General features: G+C 70.7%; 18 protein-coding genes. 10 read left to right on the top strand and 8 right to left on the bottom strand.

Features of this window, described 5'->3' with window-relative positions; all coding sequences use genetic code 11:
• The first annotated feature begins 93 nt into the window (after window positions 1-93).
• Complete coding sequence (helR, locus tag AB0I03_RS05655; RefSeq protein ID WP_360406947.1) at window positions 94-2,283, top strand: RNA polymerase recycling motor ATPase HelR; 2,190 nt, start codon at window positions 94-96, stop codon at window positions 2,281-2,283.
• Window positions 2,284-2,314: 31 nt separating this feature from the next.
• Here the strand turns inward: helR and AB0I03_RS05650 are convergent, their stop codons facing one another.
• The 3 genes from AB0I03_RS05650 to AB0I03_RS05640 all read right to left on the bottom strand — a co-directional run bounded on the left by AB0I03_RS05650 (window position 2,315) and on the right by AB0I03_RS05640 (window position 4,772).
• Window positions 2,315-3,538, bottom strand: coding sequence for a sulfotransferase (locus AB0I03_RS05650; protein WP_360406944.1), 1,224 nt, complete (start codon window positions 3,536-3,538; stop codon window positions 2,315-2,317).
• 161 nt (window positions 3,539-3,699) lie between these two features.
• Window positions 3,700-3,960 carry a hypothetical protein gene (locus AB0I03_RS05645; protein WP_360406941.1) on the bottom strand — a complete coding sequence of 87 codons (261 nt, stop codon included), beginning with the start codon at window positions 3,958-3,960 and terminating at the stop codon, window positions 3,700-3,702.
• On the bottom strand, window positions 3,960-4,772 hold the full coding sequence (locus tag AB0I03_RS05640; RefSeq protein WP_360406939.1) for a phytanoyl-CoA dioxygenase family protein: 813 nt from the start codon (window positions 4,770-4,772) through the stop codon (window positions 3,960-3,962). The genes AB0I03_RS05645 and AB0I03_RS05640 overlap by 1 nt, the downstream gene beginning before the upstream one ends.
• A 70-nt stretch (window positions 4,773-4,842) precedes the next feature.
• Here AB0I03_RS05640 and AB0I03_RS05635 point away from each other — a divergent pair, with 70 nt between their 5' ends.
• From AB0I03_RS05635 to AB0I03_RS05615, 5 genes are all read left to right on the top strand, one after another.
• Complete coding sequence (locus tag AB0I03_RS05635) at window positions 4,843-5,619, top strand: AraC family transcriptional regulator (RefSeq protein ID WP_360406936.1); 777 nt, start codon at window positions 4,843-4,845, stop codon at window positions 5,617-5,619.
• Between the two features lie 86 nt (window positions 5,620-5,705).
• Window positions 5,706-7,091 carry a GH1 family beta-glucosidase gene (locus AB0I03_RS05630; RefSeq protein ID WP_360406933.1) on the top strand — a complete coding sequence of 462 codons (1,386 nt, stop codon included), beginning with the start codon at window positions 5,706-5,708 and terminating at the stop codon, window positions 7,089-7,091.
• On the top strand, window positions 7,088-8,362 hold the full coding sequence (locus AB0I03_RS05625) for an MFS transporter (protein ID WP_360406930.1): 1,275 nt from the start codon (window positions 7,088-7,090) through the stop codon (window positions 8,360-8,362). The genes AB0I03_RS05630 and AB0I03_RS05625 overlap by 4 nt, the downstream gene beginning before the upstream one ends.
• Before the next feature lie 25 nt (window positions 8,363-8,387).
• Entirely contained in the window at window positions 8,388-9,260 is an 873-nt protein-coding gene (locus AB0I03_RS05620; protein WP_360406927.1) for an ATP-grasp domain-containing protein, read from the top strand.
• A 70-nt stretch (window positions 9,261-9,330) separates the two neighbouring features.
• Complete coding sequence (locus AB0I03_RS05615; RefSeq protein ID WP_360406925.1) at window positions 9,331-10,455, top strand: AAA family ATPase; 1,125 nt, start codon at window positions 9,331-9,333, stop codon at window positions 10,453-10,455.
• Between the two features lie 30 nt (window positions 10,456-10,485).
• Here AB0I03_RS05615 and AB0I03_RS05610 read toward each other — a convergent pair whose 3' ends face one another.
• Window positions 10,486-12,474 carry an AarF/UbiB family protein gene (locus tag AB0I03_RS05610; protein WP_360406922.1) on the bottom strand — a complete coding sequence of 663 codons (1,989 nt, stop codon included), beginning with the start codon at window positions 12,472-12,474 and terminating at the stop codon, window positions 10,486-10,488.
• Between the two features lie 205 nt (window positions 12,475-12,679).
• Here AB0I03_RS05610 and AB0I03_RS05605 point away from each other — a divergent pair, with 205 nt between their 5' ends.
• Entirely contained in the window at window positions 12,680-13,543 is an 864-nt protein-coding gene (locus AB0I03_RS05605) for a glycoside hydrolase (RefSeq protein WP_360406919.1), read from the top strand.
• A gap of 36 nt (window positions 13,544-13,579) precedes the next feature.
• On the opposite strand, the gene AB0I03_RS05600 is transcribed toward AB0I03_RS05605, so the two are convergent.
• Both AB0I03_RS05600 and AB0I03_RS05595 read right to left on the bottom strand, forming a co-directional pair.
• Window positions 13,580-16,126, bottom strand: a complete 2,547-nt coding sequence (locus tag AB0I03_RS05600) for a polynucleotide kinase-phosphatase (RefSeq protein WP_360406916.1) — start codon at window positions 16,124-16,126, stop codon at window positions 13,580-13,582.
• Window positions 16,119-17,543 (bottom strand): 3' terminal RNA ribose 2'-O-methyltransferase Hen1, encoded by a 1,425-nt coding sequence (locus AB0I03_RS05595; protein ID WP_360406914.1) that lies wholly within the window; start codon window positions 17,541-17,543, stop codon window positions 16,119-16,121. The genes AB0I03_RS05600 and AB0I03_RS05595 overlap by 8 nt, the downstream gene beginning before the upstream one ends.
• A 182-nt stretch (window positions 17,544-17,725) precedes the next feature.
• Between AB0I03_RS05595 and AB0I03_RS05590 the strand changes: the two genes are divergently transcribed.
• Both AB0I03_RS05590 and AB0I03_RS05585 read left to right on the top strand, forming a co-directional pair.
• Complete coding sequence (locus AB0I03_RS05590) at window positions 17,726-19,228, top strand: pectinesterase family protein (protein ID WP_360406911.1); 1,503 nt, start codon at window positions 17,726-17,728, stop codon at window positions 19,226-19,228.
• 164 nt (window positions 19,229-19,392) lie between these two features.
• Window positions 19,393-19,860, top strand: coding sequence for a VOC family protein (locus AB0I03_RS05585; protein WP_360406909.1), 468 nt, complete (start codon window positions 19,393-19,395; stop codon window positions 19,858-19,860).
• Between the two features lie 71 nt (window positions 19,861-19,931).
• Here AB0I03_RS05585 and AB0I03_RS05580 read toward each other — a convergent pair whose 3' ends face one another.
• Window positions 19,932-21,536, bottom strand: coding sequence for a carbohydrate-binding protein (locus tag AB0I03_RS05580; protein WP_360406906.1), 1,605 nt, complete (start codon window positions 21,534-21,536; stop codon window positions 19,932-19,934).
• Between the two features lie 297 nt (window positions 21,537-21,833).
• Between AB0I03_RS05580 and AB0I03_RS05575 the strand changes: the two genes are divergently transcribed.
• Entirely contained in the window at window positions 21,834-23,900 is a 2,067-nt protein-coding gene (locus tag AB0I03_RS05575; RefSeq protein ID WP_360406903.1) for a cellulase family glycosylhydrolase, read from the top strand.
• 119 nt (window positions 23,901-24,019) lie between these two features.
• Here AB0I03_RS05575 and AB0I03_RS05570 read toward each other — a convergent pair whose 3' ends face one another.
• A complete protein-coding gene (locus tag AB0I03_RS05570; RefSeq protein ID WP_360406900.1) occupies window positions 24,020-24,352 on the bottom strand; it encodes a helix-turn-helix transcriptional regulator in 333 nt (110 codons plus the stop codon).
• Window positions 24,353-24,393 lie beyond the last annotated feature (41 nt).

Genomic DNA, 24,393 nt, shown 5'->3' with positions numbered 1-24,393 from the left:
CGAACAAGGGCACACCGGGGTGCGTTTTCGCAGGTCAGCGTGGTTCACAATCGTACTTCCACACCAGAACCCACGAAGCCGAGGGGGACCGGAATGCCAGTGCCGCCGATCGAAGAGGCCACCGAAGCGAACGAGGTCCGCAGCGCCTTTCACCTGCCTCCGCGCCTGTCCGCGAAGGCCGACCCCAAGCTCATCGCCGACGACGAGCGCCATTTCGCCGCCATCGCGGCCAGCCTCGAGCAGTCGATCGCCGAGGTCGCCGACCGCCTCGCCGCCGTCCGCAAGGAGGCGGGCGGCACGGGCCGGTTCGAAGGCCAGGCCGCGGCCGACCGGGACCGGGAGATCCACCGGCTGACCGGCCGCCTCGGCGCCCTGCGCCGCTTCGGCCTGGACCTGTGCCTCGGCCGGACCGTCACCACCGAAGGCGAGACGGTCTACATCGGACGCCTCGGGCTCACCGGCGACGACGGCCGCCGCCTGCTGCTCGACTGGCGCTCGCCCGCCGCCGAGCCGTTCTTCGGCGCCACCCACGCCGACCCGATGGGCCTGGCCAGCCGCCGCCGCTACCGCTGGACCCGCGGCCGCATCAGCGACTACTGGGAGGAGGTCTTCACCCCGGACGGCCTCGAAGGCCATGCGGCCCTTGACGACCAGTCCGCGTTCATCGCCAGTCTCAGCACCAGCCGGTCCGAGCGGATGCGCGACGTCCTGGGCACCATCCAGGCCGACCAGGACGCGATCATCCGCGCCGGTTCGAGCGGCACGCTCGTGGTCGACGGCGGGCCCGGCACCGGCAAGACCGTCGTCGCCCTCCACCGCGCCGCCTACCTGCTCTACTCCGACCCGCGCGTCGGCCACCACCGCGGCGGCGTCCTCTTCGTCGGCCCGCACCAGCCGTACCTGGCGTACGTGGCCGACGTCCTCCCCAGCCTCGGCGAGGAGGGCGTGCAGACCTGCACCGTCCGCGACCTCCAGCCCGAAGGCGCCGACGCACCGGACGAAATGGACGACCGCGTGGCCGCCCTGAAGACCGGCGCGGCCATGGTCAAGGCGATCGAGCCGGCCGTGCGCCGCTACGAGCGCCCGCCCGCCGAGGAGCTGGCCGTCGAGACCCACTGGTCCGAGGTCCGGCTCAGCGCCGACGACTGGGCCGACGCGTTCGACGCCGCAGGCCTCGGCACGCCCCACAATGAAGCGCGCGAGCAGATCTGGGACGAACTGGTCGCGATCATCGCCGAGAAGCACGACGAGGACGAGATCGAGGAGGACCTGCTGCGCCGATCCCTCGCCCGCAACCGCGAACTCACCCGGGCCTTCGACAAGGCCTGGCCGGTCATCGAACCCACCGACCTCGTCGCAGCACTGTGGGCGGTCCCCGACTTCCTGCGCATGTGCGCCCCCTGGCTCGACGAAGACCAGGTCGCGCTGCTCTACCGCGAGGACCCGAAGGCCTGGACCACCGCCGACCTGCCGCTGCTCGACGCCGCGCGGCACCGGCTCGGCGACCCCGAGGCCTCACGCCGGTCCCGCCGCAGGGAGGCCGAGATCGCCTCCGAACGGCAGGTCATCGACCGGGTCGTGGAGGAGATCCTGGAGGCCGGCGACGGCAACGTGGAGGAGATGATCCTGCTCAAAGGCGCCGACCTGCAGGACGCCCTGGTCCACTACGAGGACCTGGAGACCGCCGAACCCGACCCGCTCGCCGGGCCGTTCGCGCACGTCATCGTCGACGAGGCCCAGGAGCTCACCGACGCCGAATGGCAGATGCTGCTGCGCCGCTGCCCGTCCCGGAGCTTCACCATCGTCGGCGACCGCGCCCAGGCGCGGCACGGCTTCACCGAGTCGTGGAGCGAGCGGCTGCGGCGCATCGGCCTCAACCAGGTGCGCCTGGCCTCCTTGAGCATCAACTACCGCACGCCCGAAGAGGTGATGGCCGAGGCCGAGCAGGTCGTCCGGGCCGCGATCCCGGACGCCAACGTCCCCACCTCGGTCCGCAGCAGCGGCGTCCCCGTCCGGCACGGGTCCACTAGGGATCTCGGCGCGATCCTCGACGCCTGGCTCGCCGAGCACGCCGACGGCACCGCCTGCGTCATCGGCGACACCGCGTTCGAGGCGACCGCGCGCGTCCGCTCACTCACTCCGGAGCTCGCGAAAGGACTCGAGTTCGACCTGGTCGTGCTCATCGACCCGGAGGCGTTCGGCGACGGCATCGAAGGCGCGGTGGACCGCTACGTCGCGATGACCCGCGCCACCCGGGAACTGGTGATCCTCACCAGTCCTTGAGGCCGCGGCGTCCGCTGCGCCGCAAGCCGGTTCAGGCGGTCTCCCCGCGGGCGCCGAAGTCCGCGGGGAGGCCCGCGACCATGTCGGTGTAGTCGCCGAAGGCCTGCTCCACCCGGTCGCGCTCCAGGCCGAACCGGTCCAGGCGGTACTCGTGCCTGCGGCGCTGGCCGGGCCGGGTGAGCAGGTGCTCCAGGTGCGCCGACGCCTGGTCGTCCCAGGCCAGGTCGAGCCTTTCGAACAGGAGCGGCACCTGTTGCCGGGCGTCGTCGGTCATCTGCGTGTAGCCGACGTCGATGATCTGCCCGGGCAGGCCGGCGCGGGCCGCCGTGCTCATCTCGACGGCCTCCACGAGCAGGCTCAGGGCGGTGGCGCCGATCTGCGCCGGGTCGTACTTGCGCAACTGCACCGACCAGCCGACCTCCATGAGCGAGCAGTACGAGGCCACCACGGTCGCGGGGTCCCGGTGGTTCCACACCACCTGCGCCCCGGGAAAGGTCTCGACCAGGGTCGGCAGGGCCCACAGGTGGCAGGGGGTCTTGAGGACCCAGCGCCGGCGCTCCCGCCCGTACTGCATGACCTGCAGCGCCTGCTTCAGGAACCGGTAGTCGTCGGTGAAGTCGCGGTCGCGGCGCCACTGCCTCGCGCTGTCCATCGGGCCGCAGACCCCCCACAGGAAGATGTGGAAGGGCAGCAGGAAGATGCACTCCTCGGGCAGCATGGCGTCCATCTTGTGGATGTCCCCGAAGACGGGTGCGGCCTTGTCGTAGGTGCCGATGAAGTCCTGCGCGTCCTTGATCGCGGCCCGGGCCAGCGCCTCGTCCGCCCCGACCGGCAGCGTATTGAACATCTCCCACAGCGGAGCGCGATTGCCCGCGGGATGGGCGAGCAGGTTGTGCGTGAAGGTGGTGGCCGTGCGCGGCAGACCGGTCACCACGACCGGCGCCGTGATCGGCTCCTCCTCGATCTCAGGATGCTCGGCGATGGCCCGGGCGACGCGGAAGCGGTTGGTGGTCCGGGACTGGAGGGCACCGAGGACCGACGCCCAACCGATCGCGGACGCGTAGTCCTGGTCCGCCCAGGCGCGCAAGACGAACCGCGCGTCCGCGAGGTACTGCTCGTGGTCGGCGGCCTTTCCACCGGTCTCGGCTTCGGCGGTCGCGATCAGCTTGTCGAAGGCCCTGTCGACGCGGCGGCCCGCCATGGTGGGGGCGAGCAGCAGGTTGAGGGCTTTGATGGTGAACGTGGCCTGTCCCATGAGGGGGCTCCTAGCATCGGCGTGCCTGGTTCCGAAAGGGATTCGGGATCCCAGGCAGGATATGGGCGCAGTCCTGCTCGCACAAGCCAGGCCGGGCGCGCCGATGCGGCCCCGGGTGAGCAACGACCGGCCGCGCGCTCACGCGCGGCCGGTCCTGCGCGCTATTCGAGCTTCTCGAACCAGAACTCGTGCTTGAGGAACGAGGTGTCGTACTCGTGGCCAGGGTACGGCGGGATCAGCTGCGAGGCCTGGAACAGCCGCCAGCCGTCGCGCAGCGCCTCGACACCCGTCTCGTACGGCGGGTCGTCGCCGTCGCCGGTCGTCGGGTTCGTCTTGCCGGTGCCGTCGTACTCGGCCCAGGCGAGGACCTGGGAGTCGAGTCCGGAGGTGTTCAAGTAGAGGACGAGGACGTGCTGCTTCATCAGACCCTCCCGGGGCGGTTGGCGACGCGGGTCGCCCAGTAGTCGATGTCGAACGAGGGGTCGTTGGTGAGCGCCCGCCACATCTTGATCCGGTTGTAGATCTCCAGGCGGGCGGTGGCGTGCTCGCTCCAGGGGTGGAAGACCGACAGCGCTTCCGCGACCTGCGGATCGTCCAGATCGGACACATCCCAGGTACGCACCTGCGGCACCGTCGGGTTGAAGCGGATCTTGTACATGTAGCGGCGGATGTCGGAGTCGTTGCGGCGGCCGCCGTGCCAGATCCCGTGGTGCAGCAGCACCACGGTGCCGGGCGGGCAGGTCAGCCGGGTCTGGCCGCGCAGGTTCTGGTACCGGCCCGTGTCGGACTCGTTGGTGCGCCGCAGGTGCGAGCCGGGCACGGACAGGGTCCCGCCCATGTCCGCGGTGACCTCCTGCGGGTAGTACATGAGCTGCACGTCGAACGCGTCGATGCGCGTGTCGATGATCGCGTCCCCGTGCAGCGGCTGCGCGTTCCCCTCGTGCGGCTCCCGCACGTGGACATGGTGGTGGTCGACCGTCGGATCGGGACCGACGAGGCTCTGGAGCGCCCCGGCCACCGCCGGGATGTCCAGGAGCGCCCGGGAGATCGAGCCCTCGGGGAAGGCGTCCTTCACCGGCGTGCCGTAGTCGACGTGCGGCTGCTGGCCGGCGTCGAACTCGGGGATGGCCCGCTCGTTGAGTCCGGGCGGCACGATCGCGTCCATACGGTGGTACCCGTTGGCGACGAACCGCGCCGTCTCGACCGAGGTCAAAAGGTGCTTGGTGGTTGTCATACACCGAAGATAGGATCTGGACTCGTTGTTGTAATTGGCTGTAATCACCAACTAGTGGTCGGTTTTCCATATGCGCACGGTGACGCTTCACCTCGACGAACCGCCGGAGGTCGTCAATGCCGGTGTCGGCATCCACGGCCTCAACCTGCCGGAGGAGCGCTTCCTCCTGCCCGACCTGTGGCAGATCCACCTGCACAAGTACGAGGGCGCGATCGAACTCGGCGGCACCGTCCACCCCGTCAAGCCCGGCTGCGTGAGCCTGATCCCGGCCGGCGCCGAAGTCCTCTTCCGCTACCGCGGCCGCTCCGAGAACCTCCACATCCACGCGCGCCTTCCCAAGGGCGGCAACGAGTACGCCGTACCGGTCATGCAGGACGCCGGACCGACCGCGCCCGCGCTGGCCGAGATGTTCCGGCAGGCGATCACCGCCGCGCCGGAGGCCCCGGCCCGCGCGAACGCCGAGGCCTGGGCGCTCCTGTGGCGGATGACGCGGCTCGATCCGGGACCGGCCGGGGAAGGGCACCACCGCTCGGTGGAGGCGGCCCTCGCCTACATCGAGGAGCACCTGCCGGGCCAGTTCACGGTGCCGGAGATCGCCGCCGCGGTCGGCTTGTCGCACAACCACTTGACGCGGCTCTTCCACGCCGCCACCGGCACCACCGTGGTCGCCCACATCCGGCGCCGCCGCCTCGAGCGGGCCCGGCACCTCCTCCTGGAGTCGACCCTGTCGATCCCTGCGGTGGCCGCCGCGGTGGGCATCGCAGACCTCCAGGCGTTCAACAAGGCCTGCCGCCGCGAGCTCGGGGCCTCGCCGCGGGCGGTGCGCGAGGCCGCCCGGAAACTCTGAGCCGCCCAGGGGTTTCGGGCGCGGGTTACTCTGCGGTACCTTCACGAAAGTTACTCGCGTCACTCTCGGAGGTGCCTGTGGTCGCAATGCCGCGCTTGCCCGACTTCGCTTGGGGGGTGGCCACTTCGGCCTTCCAGATCGAAGGCGCCACAGCGGCCGACGGCCGCGGGCCGTCGGTCTGGGACACGTACACCGACACCCCCGGGAAGATCCGCGACGGCCACACCGCCGCGACCGCCTGCGACCACTACCACCGGTACTCCGAGGACATCGCCCTCATGCGCGACCTCGGCATCGACGTCTACCGCTTCTCCATCGCCTGGCCCCGCGTGCGGCCGGGCGGGACCGGCCCCGCCAACCCGGCCGGGCTCGACTTCTACGAACGCCTCGTCGACGGCCTCCTCGACGCCGGGATCGCCCCGATGGCGACCCTCTACCACTGGGACCTCCCGCAACCCCTCGAAGACGCCGGCGGCTGGCTCGACCGCGACACCGCACACCGCTTCGCCGAGTACGCCGCCATCTGCGCCGAGCGCCTCGGCGACCGCGTGCGGCACTGGATCACCCTCAACGAGCCGTTCGAGCACATGGCCCTCGGGTACGCCCTCGGCCAGCACGCCCCCGGGCACACACTGCTGCTCGACGCGCTGCCCGCCGCCCACCACCAGCTCCTCGGCCACGGCCTCGCCACCAGCGCCCTGCGTGCCGCGGGCGCACCGTTCGTCATGCTCACCAACAGCTACACGCCCGCGGTGCCCGCCACCGGCGGCGAGGACGACCTCGCCGCCGCCGCGACCTACGACCTCCTCCACCGGCGCCTGTTCACCGACCCGGTGCTCCTCGGCCGCTACCCGGACCTCGCGCCCTTCGGCCTCCAGGCCCTGCCGTTCGTCAAGGACGGCGACCTGGAGGCCATCGCGCAGCCCCTCGAGGGCCTCGGCGTCAACTACTACAACCCGACCCGCCTCACCGCGGCCCCGCCCGGATCCCCGCTGCCGTTCGACATCGTGGAGTTCGACGACGTCGCGACCACCGACTTCGACTGGCCCGTCATCCCCTCCGGCCTCACACAGACCCTTGTGGAGCTCACCGGGGACTACGGCGCCGCCCTGCCGCCCCTGTGGGTCACCGAGAACGGCTGCTCCTACACCGTCCCGCCCGCCGCGGACGGCTCGATCCCCGACCAGGACCGCATCGACTACCTCGCCGCGCACGTGAAGGCACTCGACGCCGCAATCGACCAGGGCGCCGACGTGCGCGGCTACCTCGTGTGGACCCTCCTCGACAACTTCGAATGGGCCGAGGGCTACCACCAGCGCTTCGGGCTCGTGCATGTGGACCCCGACACCCAGGACCGCACCCCGAAGGCCTCCTACGCCTGGTACCGCGAACACCTCGCGGCGAGCAAAGCACCAGGCGCGCAAGAAACCGCATCGCACGACGGGCCGACCGCGCAGAGCAGACGCCCGTGACCACCGCCCCCGAAGCCCCTCCGCCCGCCGCCCTCGCCGAACCCGAACGCAACGTCGGCAAAGTCTGGATCGGCGGCATCACCACCGGGATGCTCGGCCTCTACATGGCCTTCTTCACCCCGATCCAGGTGCTCCTGCCCCTCCAGCTCGCCGAGATCGACGAAGACGGCAAGGTCGCCGCGTTCGGCCTCGTCACCGGCTTCGGCGCACTCGTCGCCGTCATCGCCAACCCCCTCGCCGGCGCGCTCTCCGACCGCACCACCGGCCGCTTCGGCCGCCGCCACCCCTGGACCCTCGGCGGCATCGCCGTCGGTGCGCTCGGCCTCTACCTGCTCGGCCTGCAGACCACCGTCATCGGCGTGCTCCTGTGCTGGTGCCTCGCCCAAGCGGCCCTCAACGCCGGGTACGCCAGCCTCAACGCGGGCATCCCCGACCACGTCCCGGTCCGCCAGCGCGCCGTCGTCTCCGGCTGGATCGGCTTCCCGCAGGCCCTCGGCCTCGTCGTCGGCGCGGTCATCGTGACCATGCTCGTGACCGACATCCCGACCGGCTACCTCGTGATCGGCCTGGCCGCCTTGGCGATGGCGCTCCCCTTCGTACTGTCCACACCGGATCCACCGCTGCCGCGCGCCGCCCGGCCGCCCTTCAGCTGGCGGGCCCTCCTCGCCACGTTCTGGGTCTCGCCCCGCGCCCACCCCGACTTCGCCTGGGCCTGGTTCACCCGCTTCCTCGTCATGCTCGGCAACGCCACCGGCACGCTTTACCTGCTGTTCTTCCTGCAGGACGCCGTGCGCTACGAGGAGCTGTTCCCCGGGCGCACCGCCGACGAAGGCGTCCTGGTCCTCACGCTCCTCTACACCGGCGGCGTCATCGCCACCGCCGTCGCGGGCGGCGTGCTCTCGGACCGCATCGGCCGCCGCAAGCCGCTCGTCGTCGCGTCCTCGGCGGTCATGACCGTCGCCGCGCTGCTCCTGACCTTCTGGCACACCTGGCCCGCCGCGATCGCCGCCGCCGCGATCATGGGCGCCGGCTTCGGGATCTACCTCTCGGTCGACCAGGCGCTCATCACCCAGGTCCTCCCGGCCGCCTCCGACCGCGCCAAAGACCTCGGCATCATCAACATCGCCTCCACCGCACCGCAGGTCCTCGGCCCGGCCCTCGCAGCCCCCATCGTCGCCGGCCTCGGCGGCTACTCGGCGCTGTACGCCCTGAGCGCGGCGGCCACCCTTCTCGGCGGGATCCTGGTGTGGCCCATCAAATCCGTGCGCTGAACGGGCACTGGCTACCATGCTCGACATGCCCGCCGCCATCCTGTACTGCGCCGACATGCTCCACCCGCGCCGCCCCGACGAGCACTACGCCGCAGAAGCGGCCCTGGCCGCCGCACTCGGCGCACCGGTCGCCCTGATCGACCACGACGCCCTGACCGGCGGCGACACCGCCCGTGCCGTCGCCAGGGTCCCCTCAGGACTCGGCACGGCCTGGTACCGCGGCTGGATGACCACCGCCGACCGGTACGCCCAGCTGCACCGCGCCCTCGCCGCACGCGGCGTCCACCTCGCGACCGCGCCCGAGCAGTACCGCACCGCCCACGAACTGCCCGGCTGGCACGACGCATTCGCCGCGCTGACCCCGGCGACCCGGTGGATCCCCTTGGGGGCGGGGGAGTTGCCGACCACCGACGCGCTGGCCTCTATCGCGAGCAGGCTTCCAAGTGGACCGGGCATGGTCAAGGACTACGTGAAGTCCCGCAAGCACGAACCGGAGGCCTTCTTCGTCCACGACCTCGCCGACGCCGCGGCCCTGCGCGAGGTCGCCGAGTGCTTCATCGAGCGCCAGGGCCCGCACCTGGCCGGCGGCCTCGTGGTGCGCGCGTTCGAGGACTTCGCCGGAGCGGACGGACGGGCCGCGGAGGCCCGCGTCTGGTGGGTCCGAGGCGAGCCGGTCGTCATCGGACCGCACCCGGACCACCCCGAGACGGTGATCGAACCCGATCTCACCGGAGTCGCCGAAGCTGTTGCGGCCCTGGGGTGCCCGTTCGTCACCACCGACCTCGCGCAGCGCACGGACGGCATCTGGCGCGTGGTCGAAGCAGGCGACGGCCAGGTCAGCGACTTCCCCCGAGGCACCGACCCCGAACCCCTGCTTCGCGCCCTCATCGGCGAGTAGAGGATGCCGGGCGGCCGGACGCGGGTGAAAAGCGTTTGCCGGGGTGACCGTGCGGTCCTACGCTCACCCGATGGCAGACACTCCCCTCCTGTGGCTCATCGGCACGGCCGGTTCGGGCAAGACCACGACCGCATGGGCGCTGTACTCGCAGCTCGCCGATGAAGGCGTCAAGGTCGCGTTCGTCGACGGCGACCAGCTGGGGATGGCGTATCCGGCCCGGCCCGGGGATCCGGACAACGATCAGGTCAAGGCGCGGGGGCTCGGCGCGGTATGGCCGGGGTTCCGTGCGGCCGGGGCGCAGTGCCTCATCGTCTCCGGCATTGTGGAGGGCGCGGCGACGGTCGCGGACTACGCCGCTCAGGTCCCCGACACGGCGATGACCTTGGTCGAGCTCAGGGTCGGGACCGAGGAGCTGCGGGACCGTTTGATCGGGCGCGGCGCGGAGTACTTGATCGAACCGGCCCTCGCGCATGCCGCCGCTCTTGAACGCGACCCCCTCACCGAGCACCGTGTCGACACCGGCGGCAGGAGCGTCGATGAGGTGGTGAAGCTGGTCCGCAGGCGCATCGGCGACTGGCCCGGTGCCACCGCGGGCAGTGTCGAGGCGTTCGACGCTCCGGCCCCGGTCGAGAGCGACCGGATGCCGATGGCGTGGATCTGCGGCGCCACCGGCGTGGGGAAGTCCACGGTGGCCTTCGGGGTCTTCATGCGACTCTTGGGATCCGGTGTCAAGGCGTCGTACGTCGACCTCGCGCAAATCGGCTGGTTCCGGCCGACAGCCGAGGACGACCCGGACGGCCACCGCCTCAAGGCCCGCAACTTGGCGGCGCTGTGGCGGTCCCACCGCGCGGCCGGTTCGGAGTACCTGGTGGTGTCCGGCACCGGCGGGGGAGCGGCGACGGCGCGGCACTACCTGGACGCGGTGCCCGACTGCGAGCCGGCGGTCGTACGCCTCGACGCCCGGCCCGAAGTTCTCGCCGACCGGATCCGCTTGCGGGGCAAGGGTGTCGGCGTGGAGCTACCAGGCGATGACTTGCGCGGGCTGGCCGAGGCGGGCCTCGAACGCCGCATCGAGGCGGCGCAGGAGGAAGCGGCCCGGCTCGAACGGGACCGCATCGGCGAATTCCGGCTGGACACGAGCGACCGAACCCCGGACGAGCTCGCCGACGCCATCATGGAACTGATCAAGCGCTGATCACCTGTGCGGGCTGGGCGAGAAAGTCGGTCAGCGGTGTAAGCGCGGGTCGTCTCGGTCGCGGGACTTGGTGAAGATGTCGGCCAGGACCCGGAGCGCCATGATCGAGGCGATCAGGAGCAGTGAGAGGCCGAGGAACTGGTAGAGGCCGATGTCCTCGGTGACGGCCGGGCCGGTCTCGATCCCCAGGAGCATGGCCGACATGACGCCCGCGGCGGCGGCGAGCACCGTGAGCAGGGCCTGGTGCAGCCAGTCGGTGATGGCGCGGCGGTCCTCGGCGCGCGAGAACAGCCGGAAGTTCGCGGTGAGCCGTCCGGCCTCGGCCGCGGCGGCGAGCCGGTCGAGGCGGCGGGGGAGCTTGCGGAGCACCGGCAGGAGGTCGGCGGCCTCCTCCGCGATCAGGTCCTTGACCGCGGCCGGGCGCAGGTGCTGCTCGGCGTAGGCCTCGCCCACGCTGCGCGCCTGCGTCACCAGGTCGAAGCCCGGGTCGATCGCCGTCAGGCATCCCTCCAGTGTGGCCAGTGCCCGGAACACCGCCGCGAGCTCCGGCGGGATCGCGATGCGGAACTTGGCGATGATCCGGAACAGTTCGGTGAACATCCGCAGGTCCGGGGCCGCACCGGCCATGAGGTGGCGGGCCATGAACGCGCCCAGCGCCCGCTCGAACGCGGCCTGGTCGAGCTCTGAGGGCCTGGTCGAGACGCTGATGAAGGCGTCGGCGAGCGCCGGCCCGTCCTGCCGGTCCACGGCCGCGAGGATCGCCTGGAGCGAGGCGCGCAGCTCCCGGTCGAGCCGGCCGACCGACCCGAAGTCGATGAGCCCCAACCGGTCGTCGTCGAGCAGCAGCAGGTTCCCCGGGTGCGGATCGGCATGGAAGATCCCGTCGATCATGACCTCGTCGAGCATCTCGCGCAGCAGCGAGGCCGCGAGCGGGCCCGGTTCCAGGCCGCGCTCGGCCAGGACCGGGCCGGCCGTCGCGAGCGGGACGCCCGAGAGCCGCTCCATGACCAGCACCCCCTCGTCGGAGAGGTCCGGATGCGGCCGAGGGACGCCGACGGCGGCGCGGCGCCGGTCGTGCGCGACCGCGACCTGCGCGAGGTTGCGGGCCTCCACCGTGAAGTCGACCTCCTCGCGCAGCGCCGTGGCGAAGCCGGCCGCCAGCCCGAGCACGTCCATCGAACGGCCCCAAGCGGTGTGGCGGTCGAGCAGGTGCGCGAGGCGTTCGATGATGTCGAGGTCGCGCTCCACGGCCTGCGCGGCGCCGGGGCGGCGCACCTTCACCACCACGGCCTGCCCGCCGTGCAGGACGGCACTGTGGACCTGGGCGATCGACGCCGCGGCCATCGGCTCGGGATCGAACCGGGAGAACACCTCGCCGACCGGCGCGCCGATCGCCGCCTCGACGAGCTCGGCGGCGGTCGTTCCGGGGATCGGCGCCGCCTGGTCCTGCAGCTTCGCCAGCTCGGCGATGTACGCCGGCGGCAGCAGATCGCGCCTGGTGGAGAGGATCTGGCCGAGCTTCACGAACGTGACGCCCGCGTCGTCGAGCGCCAGTCGCAGCGAACGCGCCTGCTCCGGCCCCTGGCCCAGCTGGCGGCGGCCTTTGAGCAGCCCGAACAGGCCGTGCCTGGAGGCGATGGCGAGGATCTGGAGGTACCGGCGGGTGCGCCGCAGCCGGGCGCGCAGGCCCTTGAACCAGCTCCGGACCGGCGGCACGGCACCCGTGGGCAGCACCGCCTCCCACACCACCAGCATGATCATCGCGATCACCGGCGCGCAGATGAACGCCAGCACGAGCAGCGCCACGGCCCCGGGCGCCTCTTCGGCGGTCGGCTGACCATCCTCAAAGGGCGCGAACAGGGTCGGCACGAGTCCGCCCTGGACGATGGACTGGCTCACGACGCTGACGATGATCAACCGCCACAACGTGTACCGGACATCGAGCAGCCTCGTCGCGGTGTACGCGACGAGGGTGGTGTTGATGGCGAGTCCGAACACGGAGACGAGCAGGACGGTCACGAGGCGGGCCCTTCAGGTCGAGGTGAGATCCGATGCCGCCACAGGTTACGGCACCGCCGCGCCGCTCGGTCCGCAGTCGACCGCGTTGGAATCCGTGGAGCGCTGTTGACATCCGTGCGTGCAATGCGCACCATATATTGAATATGTTCGATGTGACCGCATTGTTCCCGCGATCGCATCGGCGCGAGACGCGAAGGCGGTCACCATGACGAACCCACCGCAGGCGGGCAGCTCCCGCCGCACGGCACTCAAGCGCATCGCGGCCACCGCGGCGGCGGCCGCCACCGTGCCGCTCCTCGGCACCGCCGACCCCGCGAGGGCCGCGGACGCGGCCGCCCGGCAGATCGGCGCCGCGGCCTGGGAGACCCTCATCGGCGGCAACTCCTTCGCCAGCCGCGCCGCACTCGAATCCGAGTGGAACTACCTGTACCCCTGGGGTTCCGACCACAACGGCACCGCCCGCATGTACGCGTCCTCGACGGACTCGAACCACTGCTTCCTCTCGCCCGCGGGCGTCCTCAACCTCAAGGCCACCCGCATCACCTGGAACGAGGGCAACAGCAGCAAGGACCCGCACCTGCCCATCCGCTACCACTCCGCGGCGATCCACGCCAAGAACCAGGTCCTCGTCAACGACCGCTACCCGAACTGGGAGATCCGCGGCGAGTTCCAGGCGCCCTCCGCGCGCGGCACCTGGCCGGCCTTCTGGATCACTGGCGCGAACTCCTGGCCGCCCGAGAGCGACATCCTCGAGTACAAGGGCGACAACCGGAACTGGTTCAACACCTACGACGGCGCCTGGGACAACACCCTCGTGGCCGTCTCCTCGCCCGGCAGCTGGCACGAGTACCGGATCTGGATGACCAAGACCTCCGGCACCGACGTGCAGATCCACTACTACCTCGACGGCGCCTGGAAGGCCGCCCACACCGGCTCCAACTTCGTGGGCAAGGCGATGAACATCATCATCAACCTCCAGATGGAGGGCTCCTCGGGTTCCAGCGGCCCGACCGGCGACACCTACTACAAGGCCCGCAACGTCTACGTGGGCCGCACCAACAACGGCTGACGAACAGCGGGCCCGGCCGGAGAGCCGGGCCCGTCGTCACAGCCTCGGGTCGACGGGCTCGGACTCCAAGGCCAGGACGGCGAACACGAACTGGTGCACCCGCCACAGCGGCGCGTCGTGCGCGACCAGGTCCAGCGCCTCGAGGCCCAGCGCGTACTCGCGGAGCGCCTGCGACCGCTTGTGCCCCAGGCGGCGCCCGCGCAGCCGCTCGAGGTGCTGCGGGTCGGTGTAGTCGGCGCCGTAGATGAGCCGCAGGTACTCCCGGCCGCGGACCTTGAGCCCCGGCTGGAGTTTGAGCCGGGTGTCGAGGACCGGCTTGACGACCATGCCCTCACCGCCGGCCGCGCACAGCTCGTGCCACCACTCGGTCGCCTCGGCCTCCTCGGCGGTGCCGAGCGCGACCCAGCGGCGGCGCGTCTCGAGCAGCGTCCCGGTCGCATCGGCGGCCACGAGCGCGTCGATCATGTCGAGGTGCCGGTCGTGGCGGTGGTCGGCCCGGTTCGCGCCTGCGGTGGCGAGGATCTGGAACGGCGCGAGCCGCACGCCCTCAAGGCCTTCCGTGGGCCAGCAGTACCGCTGGTACGCGGCGGCGAACGCCTCGATGTTGGCCAGCCGGGAGGCGGTGCGCGCGGCGAGGTCGGCGACGTCGAGCCCCCGGGCCGCCGCGGCTTCCAGCGTTGCGACGGCGGCGGGGAGCGCGGCCGTGCCGGCGGCCGCGACGGACGCGAACTGGTCCTCGATGAGCTCGCGCGCCTTGGCCGACCAGGGGAGCAGCTCGCAGTCGAGCAGCATCCAGTCGGTTTCCAGTCGCTCCCACAGGCCCGCGCTTTCGGCGGCCGCGGCGACGCGGTCGAGCAGCCTGTCGGTCAGCTCGTCCTCGGCGAAGAACGCCCGGCCGGTGCGGGTGAGCACCGCGCCGGCCGGACCGGACTCCAGCCCGAACCGCTTGCGGGCCGTCTCGGGGTCGCGGCACACCAGGACCACGGCCCGCGAGCCCATGTGCTTCTCCTGGCACACCACGCGTTCGGCCTTGCCCCGGTACTGGTCGAAGGCCTGCGCCGGGTGCTCCAGGTAGCCGTCCAGTGTGGACGCGCCGACGGGGGCCATCGTCGGCGGCAGGTACAGCACGCGCCGCGGATCCTCGGCGAACCGGCTCATGACCTCCAGTGCGGCGGCCGCGTTCTCGGCGCGGACCTTCACGGTGCCCACGAGGCCGGTGGTCAGGTAGCGGTCGCCCGCGACGTCCTCGAAGTCCAGCATGGTCGCGTCGCGGCCGGTCGGGGCGTGCAGCGGCCGCACCGGCTCGTACCATTCCTGCTCCGCCGCAACGGAGACGAGCTCCCGTTCGGGGTACCGCAGGGCCGTGAGCCGACCGCCGAAGCAGCAGCCGGTGTCGAGGCAGATGGTGTTGTTGACCCATTCGGGCTCGGCGGTCGGCGTGTGGCCGTAGACCACCATGGCCCTGCCGCGGTAATCCTCGGCCCACGGCAGGCGCACGGGCAGGCCGTACTCGTCGGACTCGCCGGTGGTGTCGCCGTACAGCGCGAAGGACCGCACCTTGCCCGAGGCGCGGCCGTGGTACTCCTCCTTCAACCCGGCGTGGGCGACGACGAGGTCGCCGCCGTCGAGGCGGTAGTGGCTCACCAGGCCGTCCATGAAGGACCTCGCCTGGGCGTTGAACGCCTCGTCCTCCCCGCCGAGCTGTTCGAGGGACTCGGCGAGGCCGTGCGCGATCTTGACCTTGCGTCCGTCCAGGGCCCGCACGAGCTTCTGCTCGTGGTTGCCGCAGACGCTGAGCGCGTTCCCGGCGGCGACCATGCCCATGACCAGGCGGAGCACGCCCGGAGTGTCCGGGCCGCGGTCGACGAGGTCGCCGACGAAGACGGCCTTGCGGCCCTCGGGGTGCGCGGCGCCGACCGCGCGGCCCTCGCCGTCGCGCTCGATCGTCCATCCCAGGTCGCCGAGCAGCGTCTCGAGTTCGGCGCGGCAGCCGTGCACGTCGCCGATGATGTCGAAGGGGCCGGTCTCGTCGGTCCTGTCGTTCCAGGACTTGGCGTACTCGATGCGGGCGCGCTCGATCTGCTCGGCGCCGGTGAGCCGGTGGACGCGCCGGAACCCTTCCTTGTTGAGTCCCTTGAGGCTGCGCTTGAGGTCGCGGTGGTGGCGGCGGATCACGGCCTCGCCGAAGTCGCGGTCGGGCCGGGCGGCGTTCCGCTCGGCGGCCAGGCCGGGCTCGACGTCGAGGACGATCGCGTCGATCAGGACGTGGTGCTCCTTGGCGAGCTTGACGAGCGAGGCGCGGGACGTCGGCTGCACGTTGGTGGCGTCCACGACCGTGAGCAGGCCGCGGCGCAGCCGCACGCCCACGATGTGGTGGAGCAGGTCGAACGCTTCGGCGGTCGCCGTCTGGTCGGACTGGTCGTCGGCGACCAGGCCCCGGCAGTAGTCGGAGGAGACCACCTGCGTGGACTTGAAGTGCCGGGCCGCGAAGGTGGACTTGCCGGATCCGGACACGCCGATGAGGAGGACGAGCGAGAGCTCGGGGACGCTGATCCGCGTCGACTCGGTCGCGTTGTCAGACACGGTCGAACACTCCCATCTGGGTCGGGGCTCCGGCTTCGGGATCGGCGTCGCCGACCCCTTCGATCCGCACGCGGTAGCCGTACTGCGCGGCGGTCGCCTCGGCCCAGGCGTTGAAGTGCGGCCGGTCCCATTCGAACCGGTGGTCGGCGTGGCGCATCTGGTGGTCGTCGAGGCCGTACTGCGCGTTGTACTCCGCGTTCGGGGTCGTCACGATGACCGTGCGCGGCCGGGCCTCGCCGAAGACGACCCGCTCCATCGCGGGCAGGCGGCCGGCGTCGAGGTGCTCGATGACCTCCATGAGGACGGCGGCGTCGTGGCCGCCGAACCGCTTGTCGCGGTACACGACCGACCCCTGCCGGAGTTCGAGCTTCGCCGCGAGGCGCTCGGGCATCCGGTCGAGTCGCAGGTTGCGCTCGGCCTGCGCCAGCGCGCGCGAGGAGACGTCCACACCGGTGACGCGGGTGACCTGCCGCTCCTCGAGCAGCGGGGCGAGCAGCTTGCCCGAGCCGCAGCCGAGATCGATCACCGAGGTCGCGCCGCTCCGGCGAACCGCGTCCAGGACGGCGGCGATGCGCCTGCGGTGCAGCGGCTGCGTGCGCTCAGCGCCCGCGCTGTTCGTCGGTGACGCGTCGCCCTCCACCGGTTCCTCGTCCAGGGGCGTTTCGCGTTCGGGCGCGGCGCCTTCGGCTTCCGCCAGCCTGGTGAGCGCCGCGCGCTCATAGGACCTCCGGTGCGCGAGGTACCGCTGCGTGATGAGGTTGCGCTCGGGGTGGGACGCCAGCCAGTCGCCGCCGGAGCGCACGAGCTTGTCGACCTCGCCGATGTCGACCCAGTAGTGCTTGGCGTCGTCCAGCACGGGCAGCAGCACGTACAGCTGGCTCAAGGCGTCGGAGAGCCGCGCTTCGCCGCGCAGGCGGACCCGCACGTGGCGAGAGTCGTGGGCGAAGCCGGGCAGCGGCACCGCCTCGGCCTGCACGTCCCAGCCCAGGGGCGCGAAGAGCGCTGCGACGAGGTCGGGGCCGCCCTTGCAGGGGACGGCGGGCAGCTCGATCTCCAGCGGGAGCAGGGCCGCCGCGAGCTCGGGGCGGGACTCGCTCACGCCGCTGCGGGCGGTCGAGAACACCTTGCCGAGCGCGACGGCCATCAGCGACGAGGCCGCGTAGGGCCGGTCGTTGACGTACTGCTGCAGCGAGGCGTCACCGGAGCGCCCGTAGGTCTTCGCCAGCCTGACCGGGTCGACCTCCAGCAGGAGCGCGGCCGTGCAGCGCGCCGCCGTCGCCTCGGGGTAGAAGACCCAGGCGGTGCCGAAGGACTGCTCGAACGCCTGCACGTTCGCGGGGTTCTTGCGCAGGAGCCAGCCCAGGTCGGTCGCGGGCCGGGCCTCGGTCGCGGAGGTGGTCGAGATCGTCAGGAGCACCCGCTGATCATGCCACCGGCTCCGCAACCCGGCGAGTCGGTTTCGGACGGTCCCGGGCGGCGGATCGCGGGGCTTGGTTTTGGGAAGCGATTGCCCTATGATCGCATTGACAAATATAAATGCCCGGATTGCTGAGGAAACTCCCGGCATGTCTCAGCGTCCGGCCCTCCCATGGAGTCGACATGGCAACGAATACCGAAGGCCGCCCGCGCCGCGGGCGGCGACTGGCGGTCGTGCTGGCCGCCGTCCTGAGCGGCGTCATCGCCGCAGCCGGGACCTTCTTCGTCACGACCGGCGCGCAGGCGGTGGAAACCGGCGTCTGGTACCAGCTCGAGTCCCGCCACTCGGGGCTCGTGATGGGCATCCGCGGCGCCTCCACCGCCAGCGGCGCCGAGCTCGTCCAATGGGCCGCCAACGGCTCCCAGGACCAGCAGTTCCGCTTCGTGGACGCCGGCGGCGGCTACTTCAAGATCCAGGTGCGGCACTCGGGCATGGTCCTGGACGTGGCGGGCGCGAGCAAGGCCGACGGCGCCACCGTGCAGCAGTGGGGCGACGGCGGCACCACCAACCAGCAGTGGCGGGTCACCGAGAGCGGCGGCTACGCCACGATCGTCAACCGCGCCTCAGGGAAGGCCCTCGACGTCTGGGGGCGTTCGACCGCCCAAGGCGCGCGCATCTCGCAGTACACGCCCACCGGCGCGGCGAACCAGCAGTGGGAACTGATCCCCGCAGACGGCGGGGTGGAGGCCGACTTCGTGGTCGCCGCCGACGGCTCCGGCACCCACACCACCGTGCAGGCCGCCGTGAACGCCGCGCCCTCCGGCTCGACCATCCTCATCAAGCGCGGCACCTACAAGGGCAGCGTCACCGTGCCCTCCTCCAAGACCGGCCTCACCCTGATCGGGGCCACCGGCAACGCCGCCGACGTCGTCATCCACGACAACCGATGCGCCAGCTGCGACAACGGCTCCGGAGGCACCTGGGGGACCAGCGGCAGCGCCAGCGTGCTCCTCCAAGGCGCGAACTTCACCGCCGAGGACCTCACCTTCGCGAACACGTACAACGAGGCCGCGAACGGCAACAGCCAGGCCGTCGCCGTCAAGGTCCAGGGCGACCGCATGGTCTTCGACAACGTGCGCTTCCTCGGCAACCAGGACACGCTCCTGACCGACTCCCCTTCGGCCGCAACGGTCTCACGGCAGTACTACCACAACTGCTATGTCGAGGGCGACGTCGACTTCATCTTCGGACGCGGCACCGCCGTCTTCGACGACTGCCAGATCCACTCGCTCAACCGCGGCTCGACCTCCAACAACGGCTATGTGACCGCCGCGAGCACCGAGATCACCAACCAGTACGGCCTGCTGTTCTACCGGTGCGACCTGACCAGCAACGCCCCGTCGAACTCGGTCTACCTCGGGCGGCCCTGGCCCGCAGGCGGTTCCACGACCGCCCGCGGACAGGTCCTCTACCGCGAATCCGACCTCGGCGACCACATCCGCGACGACCCGTGGACCGACATGTCCGGCCTGAGCTGGCGTGACGCCCGCCTGAGCGAATACGAGAACGACGGCCCCGGCGCGGGCGCCAACGGCAACCGCCCGCAGATGTCCGATGCCGACGCCTCGCAGTACGAACCCGCCGACTACCTGCGGGGCACCGACGGCTGGAACCCGATCCGCTGACCCTGCGCGCATGCGGCCTGTCCGGTCCCGGACGGGCCGCTTCGCCGTGCGCCGGATTTCTGCGCGGAACCGCGCCGCCCGGCCGCGCCCAGTGGTTGTCTGGAAGCACCGCCGATCACTACGAGCCGGGACGCGCAGCGCCCGGGCGACGAAGGAGGAACGCCATGTCAAAGGTGAAACCGGTACCCGACGAGTACCCGCGAGTGACGCCGTACCTGCACGTCCAGGGCGCGGCCGAGGCCATCGAGTTCTACAAGTCCGTGCTCGGCGCGAGCGAGCGGGGCCGCATGGCCGGCCGCGACGGCAGCGGCGTCGGCCACGCCGAACTCGAGATCGGCGACTCGATGATCATGCTCTCCGACGAGGCCCCCGAGATGAACGCCTACGCCCCCGGGCACTTCGGCGGGACGCCCGTGTCGCTCCACGTGTACGTCGAGGACGTCGACGCGGTCTTCGCCGCGGCGCTGGCCGCGGGCGCGAAGTCGCTCAGCGAGGTCGTCGACCAGTTCTACGGCGACCGGTCCGGCACCTTCGAGGACCCGTGGGGCCACAAGTGGCACGTCTCCAGCCACATCGAGGACGTCCTGCCCGAGGAGATGGAGCAGCGCGCCGCCGCGCAGGCGCAGGGCTGAACCGCGGCACCGACACGCAGCGAGGCGGCCCGTCCGGAATCCGGACGGGCCGCCTGGAGTGCGGTATCAGGTCAGAGCGTCACCACCCGGCCGCCCAAGGTCACCACGAGCTTGCCGGTCGAGTCGAAGGACCAGCCCAGCCCGCCCGAGTAGTTCGAGCAGCGCGAGCCGTTGGCGCCCGACCAGAACTGGTTCGAGCTGTCCGAGTTCCCCACGATCCGGTCGTTCGTGCCGCTGGAGTACCGGCAGGACGTGTTGTTGCGGAACGTGTGCGAGCCCGCGTCGAAGCTGAAGTTCCGCTCGGCGTTGTCGATGCTCAGGTTGTTCGAGATCGTCATCGCGCCCGGGTTCGAGTTGTACGTGAACCCGTGCTTCCCGTTGTCGAACGCGATGCTGCGCACCACGGTGTGGTTGATCGGGACGTCCTCGCCGCCCAGCTTGTACCCGTTGCGGTCGCCCGCCCCGGCCTGGCCGCCGTTGGAGAGCGTGCCGTTCTCGTACGCCAGCGAGTCCTCGATCCGCACGGCCCCGATCGGGTCGTAGTCCGAGTACGTGTACAGGTCCCAGCCGTCATCGATGTTGTTGTGCGCCACCGAGTACCGGAAGATGTTCCCCGAGCCCACGGTCAGCTTCGCCGCGAAGCCGTCCGCATCCTCGCCGTCCGAGTCCGCGTTGTCGTGCGACTCCGCGCTGAGGATCAGGTTGTTCGCCGGCCACGAGGAGGTCGGACTCGTCGAGGTCTGCCGCGAGAGCTGCAGGCCCGTGTCGCGGTTGTAGCGCGTGATCGTGCGCTCCAGGATGTTGTTGCTGCCGCTCACGAAGATGCCGTTGTCACCAGCCCGCTCCACCGTGAGCCCCTTGAGGTGCCAGAAGTTCGCGTACAGCGCCAGGCCCCGGTTCGCGGACGCCTCGGACTGCGCCGAGAAGTTCAGCACCGGCCGCTCGCCCGGGTACGCCGCGAGCGTCGTGCGGGCGCTCGACGAACCGCTGTCCTGGTCGATGACCACGGTCGAGGAGTAGTTGTACGTGCCCCCTCGCATGTAGATGGTGCCGCCCGCGTTCACCCGGCTCAGCGCCGAGGCCAGCGTGGTCGGGTTCGCCTGCGTGCCCGCGGCCGAGTCGGTGCCGCCCGGGGCCACGTAGAGCGCGTTCCCGGTGGGCGGCGGGGTCGTGGGCCCGGTGCCGCCGCCGACCTCGAAGTCGAGGAAGTCGATGTTGGCCAGGCCGTCGCCGCTCGTCGCGGTGAGGCGGATCGTGTTGCTGCCGGCGTTGACCGGCACGGTGAGGGTCTTCGTGGCCCAGGTGGTCCACGAGCCCGTGCCGCCGAATGCGCTGGCGGACTGGGCGACCGAGCCGTTGACGGTGATGTCCGCGGGCCGGGAGGCGGTGGTGCCGTTGGCGTACCGGATGCCAAGGGTGGCGGTGCCCGCGCTGGCGGCGTTCACCGTGAACTGGGCCGTCGCGCCCGTCGTGTTCGGAGTGTTGCAGAACCCGCTGCCGGAGAATCCGGCGTTGTTGGAGTCGATGGTGCCCGAGCATGTGGCCGGCGAGGTCTCGGCCTCGTACCGGACGGGGGCGGCGGAGGCCGATTGCATGGCGACCAGGGTGGCCGCGGTGGCGATGATGCCGGCGAACCCGGCCACGAGCGCGGTGCGCACGCTTCTTCGACGAGACATGTTGCTTCCCTTCGCAACTTCGTTGTCGCACTGAGGGTGTGAGGGCCTCAGGCGGTTGATCCAGATATCGAAATGTATAGATCAACCGGTTGCCATGAGCGTAAGGAAAAGGCTTTCCTCTGTCAAGAGTGCAAATCGGACAATGCCCCGCCCGTCCGGAGCGGGGCCGCCGGAAACTCTCTCCTGGGAGCGATTGACAAAGTTGTGTGTCCCAACTTAATCTGGTATCGAGGATGTTCGATGGCCTCTCGCGGCCGCGCGTCCGTTCCGGCAGTCATAGTGGACAAAAGGAGTGCCATGCAAGGGGTCAAGCGACGAACCCGCAGGTGGATAGCCCTCGTGATGACGGCGGTCGCCACTATGGCGGCCGGACTCGGCATCCTCCTCCCTTCGGTCGCATATGCGGCTGAAGGGTGCAAAGTAGACTACAAAATCGTCAGCCAGTGGGGCGGAGGCTTCACCGGCGACGTCAAGATCACCAACCTCGGCGACGCGATCAACGGCTGGGACCTGTCCTGGACCTTCCCCAACGGCCAGCGCATCACCCAGATCTGGAACGCCTCGCACACCAGCTCCGGCGACCAGGTCACCGCCAAGAGCCTCGGCTACAACAGGTCGATCCCCAAGGACGGCTCGACCTCCTTCGGCTTCAACGGCTCCTGGTCCGGCACGAACGGCGTGCCGAGCGAGTTCAAGCTCAACGGCGCCGTCTGCACCGGCACCATCGGCGAGCCCAGCACCCCGCCCACCACCACGCCGCCCCCCACCGGCGGCGCGACCGCCATGGAGACCGTCGCGGCCATGGAGCCCGGCTGGAACCTCGGCAACACCCTCGACTCCGTCGGCGCCGACGAGACCGCCTGGGGCAACCCGCGCGTCACCCAGGCGCTGGTCGACAACATCGCCGCCCAGGGCTACAACAGCATCCGCATCCCCATCACCTGGGACAACCACCAGTCGAAGACCGCCCCGTACGCCGTCGAGGACGCCTACCTCGACCGCGTCGAAGAGGTCGTCGGCTACGCCCTCAACGCGGACCTGCACGTCCTCATCAACATCCACCACGACTCGTGGATCTGGATGGCGGACATGAACACCAACCGCACGGTCGTCGAGGCCCGCTACGAGGCCATCTGGACCGAGCTGGCGACCCGCTTCCGCGACGCGCCGCCGGAGGTCCTGTTCGAGAGCGTCAACGAGCCGCAGTTCAACAATGTGGACGACGCGACCGCCGAGGCCCTCCTGGACGACCTCAACGTGCAGTTCCACGAGATCGTGCGCGGATCCGGCGGCGGCAACGCCACCCGCGTGCTCGTGCTGCCGACCCTGCACACCAGCGCCGACCAGGACCACCTCGACGCGCTGAGCACGACGATCGCCTCCCTTGACGACGAGAACATCGCCGCGACCGTGCACTTCTACGGCTTCTGGCCCTTCAGTGTGAACATCGCGGGCTACACGAAGTTCAACGCCGAGGTTCAGGCGGACATCGAGGGGTACTTCAACCGCGCCTACAACGAGTTCGTCGCGAACGACATCCCGGTGATCGTCGGTGAGTGGGGCCTTCTGGGCTTCGACGCCCACACCGGCACCGTCGAGCAGGGCGAGAAGCTCAAGTTCTTCGAGTACGTGGGCTACTACGCGAAGCAGAAGGGGCTCACGCTCCAGCTGTGGGACAACGGCCAGCACTTCAACCGGGCCACCTACCAGTGGCGCGACGCCGAGCTCTACAACATGATGAAGGCGAGCTGGACGACCCGTTCGGGCACGGCCTCCTCGGACCAGGTGTACGTGGCGAAGTCGGGCACCGTCTCGGACGTCTCGCTGACCCTGAACCTGAACGGGACCACGTTCCAGGGCCTGCGCCTGGGCACCCAGAATCTCGTGCAGGGCACCGACTACACGATCTCGGGCACCACGCTCACGATCAAGGCGAGCAGGCTCACCAGCCTCCTCGGCGACCGCAACTACGGGGTCAAGGCCGATCTGCACGCGGTGTTCTCGCAAGGGACGCCGTGGCGGATCAGCATCATCTCCTACGACCAGCCGACGATGTCGGCCGCGAGCGGGCCTTCGGCCTCGTTCGCGATCCCGACCCAGTTCAAGGGCGACCAGCTGGCGACCATGGAGGCGAAGTACGCCGACGGCACGCCCGCCGGGCCGCAGAACTGGACCTCGTACAAGGAGTTCGCCCGCGCGTTCAGCCCCGACTACACCGCCGGCACGATCAGCCTGCCGACGGCGTTCTGGAACGAGGTCAACGACGGCCAGAAGGTCACGCTGACGTTCCACTTCTGGAGCGGCAAGACCGTCACCTACTACGTGACCGAATCCGGCGGCAACGTCACCGGCTCGCTCACCTGATCTGATCGGTGAGGCGGCCCCGGCGCGAGAGCGCCGGGGCCGTTCGTCTGTCCCGCCTCAGCGGACCGAGCGGCGCCGCACCGCCGGGAGGTGCGGTGCGGGCCCGGTGCCGGGGGCCGTCACGCCTCGCCGCGTCCCAGCACAGCGTCGAGGAGACCCGGGAAGGCCGCGTCGACCTCCTTGCGGCACAGCGTGTTCATGCGCGAGGTGCCGACGTAGCGCTGGGTGATGAGTCCGGCCTCGCGGAGCACGTTGAAGTGGTGGGTCGCGGTGGACTTGCTCACGGTCAGGTCGAAGGTCCCGCAGGCGCGGTCCTCGCCGGAGTCGTAGAGCTCGCGGAGGATGCCGCGCCGCACCGGGTCCACGAGCGCTTCGAGCACCTGCTGGAGCGGCACGTCGCCGATCTCCGGGTGCGCCGGCGTTCGACCCTGCTCCCGGCTCGCTGCTCGCATGCGACCTCCCTGCATCATCATACGATCCTCATCGAAGTATG

Origin of the sequence: Glycomyces sp. NPDC021274, from assembly GCF_040641195.1 — a bacterium.
GTDB lineage: Bacteria > Actinomycetota > Actinomycetes > Mycobacteriales > Micromonosporaceae > Glycomyces.
This window is presented reverse-complemented; position numbering and strand designations above follow the sequence as displayed.

What these genes read in the sequence shown, in the direction of transcription:
- helR (WP_360406947.1), top strand. Translation starts at nt 94, where the DNA reads ATGCCAGTGCCGCCGATCGAAGAGGCCACCGAAGCGAACGAGGTCCGC.
- AB0I03_RS05650 (WP_360406944.1), bottom strand. Translation starts at nt 3,538, where the DNA reads ATGGGACAGGCCACGTTCACCATCAAAGCCCTCAACCTGCTGCTCGCC.
- AB0I03_RS05645 (WP_360406941.1), bottom strand. Translation starts at nt 3,960, where the DNA reads ATGAAGCAGCACGTCCTCGTCCTCTACTTGAACACCTCCGGACTCGAC.
- AB0I03_RS05640 (WP_360406939.1), bottom strand. Translation starts at nt 4,772, where the DNA reads ATGACAACCACCAAGCACCTTTTGACCTCGGTCGAGACGGCGCGGTTC.
- AB0I03_RS05635 (WP_360406936.1), top strand. Translation starts at nt 4,843, where the DNA reads ATGCGCACGGTGACGCTTCACCTCGACGAACCGCCGGAGGTCGTCAAT.
- AB0I03_RS05630 (WP_360406933.1), top strand. Translation starts at nt 5,706, where the DNA reads ATGCCGCGCTTGCCCGACTTCGCTTGGGGGGTGGCCACTTCGGCCTTC.
- AB0I03_RS05620 (WP_360406927.1), top strand. Translation starts at nt 8,388, where the DNA reads ATGCCCGCCGCCATCCTGTACTGCGCCGACATGCTCCACCCGCGCCGC.
- AB0I03_RS05615 (WP_360406925.1), top strand. Translation starts at nt 9,331, where the DNA reads ATGGCAGACACTCCCCTCCTGTGGCTCATCGGCACGGCCGGTTCGGGC.
- AB0I03_RS05605 (WP_360406919.1), top strand. Translation starts at nt 12,680, where the DNA reads ATGACGAACCCACCGCAGGCGGGCAGCTCCCGCCGCACGGCACTCAAG.
- AB0I03_RS05590 (WP_360406911.1), top strand. Translation starts at nt 17,726, where the DNA reads ATGGCAACGAATACCGAAGGCCGCCCGCGCCGCGGGCGGCGACTGGCG.
- AB0I03_RS05585 (WP_360406909.1), top strand. Translation starts at nt 19,393, where the DNA reads ATGTCAAAGGTGAAACCGGTACCCGACGAGTACCCGCGAGTGACGCCG.
- AB0I03_RS05580 (WP_360406906.1), bottom strand. Translation starts at nt 21,536, where the DNA reads ATGTCTCGTCGAAGAAGCGTGCGCACCGCGCTCGTGGCCGGGTTCGCC.
- AB0I03_RS05575 (WP_360406903.1), top strand. Translation starts at nt 21,834, where the DNA reads ATGCAAGGGGTCAAGCGACGAACCCGCAGGTGGATAGCCCTCGTGATG.
- AB0I03_RS05570 (WP_360406900.1), bottom strand. Translation starts at nt 24,352, where the DNA reads ATGCGAGCAGCGAGCCGGGAGCAGGGTCGAACGCCGGCGCACCCGGAG.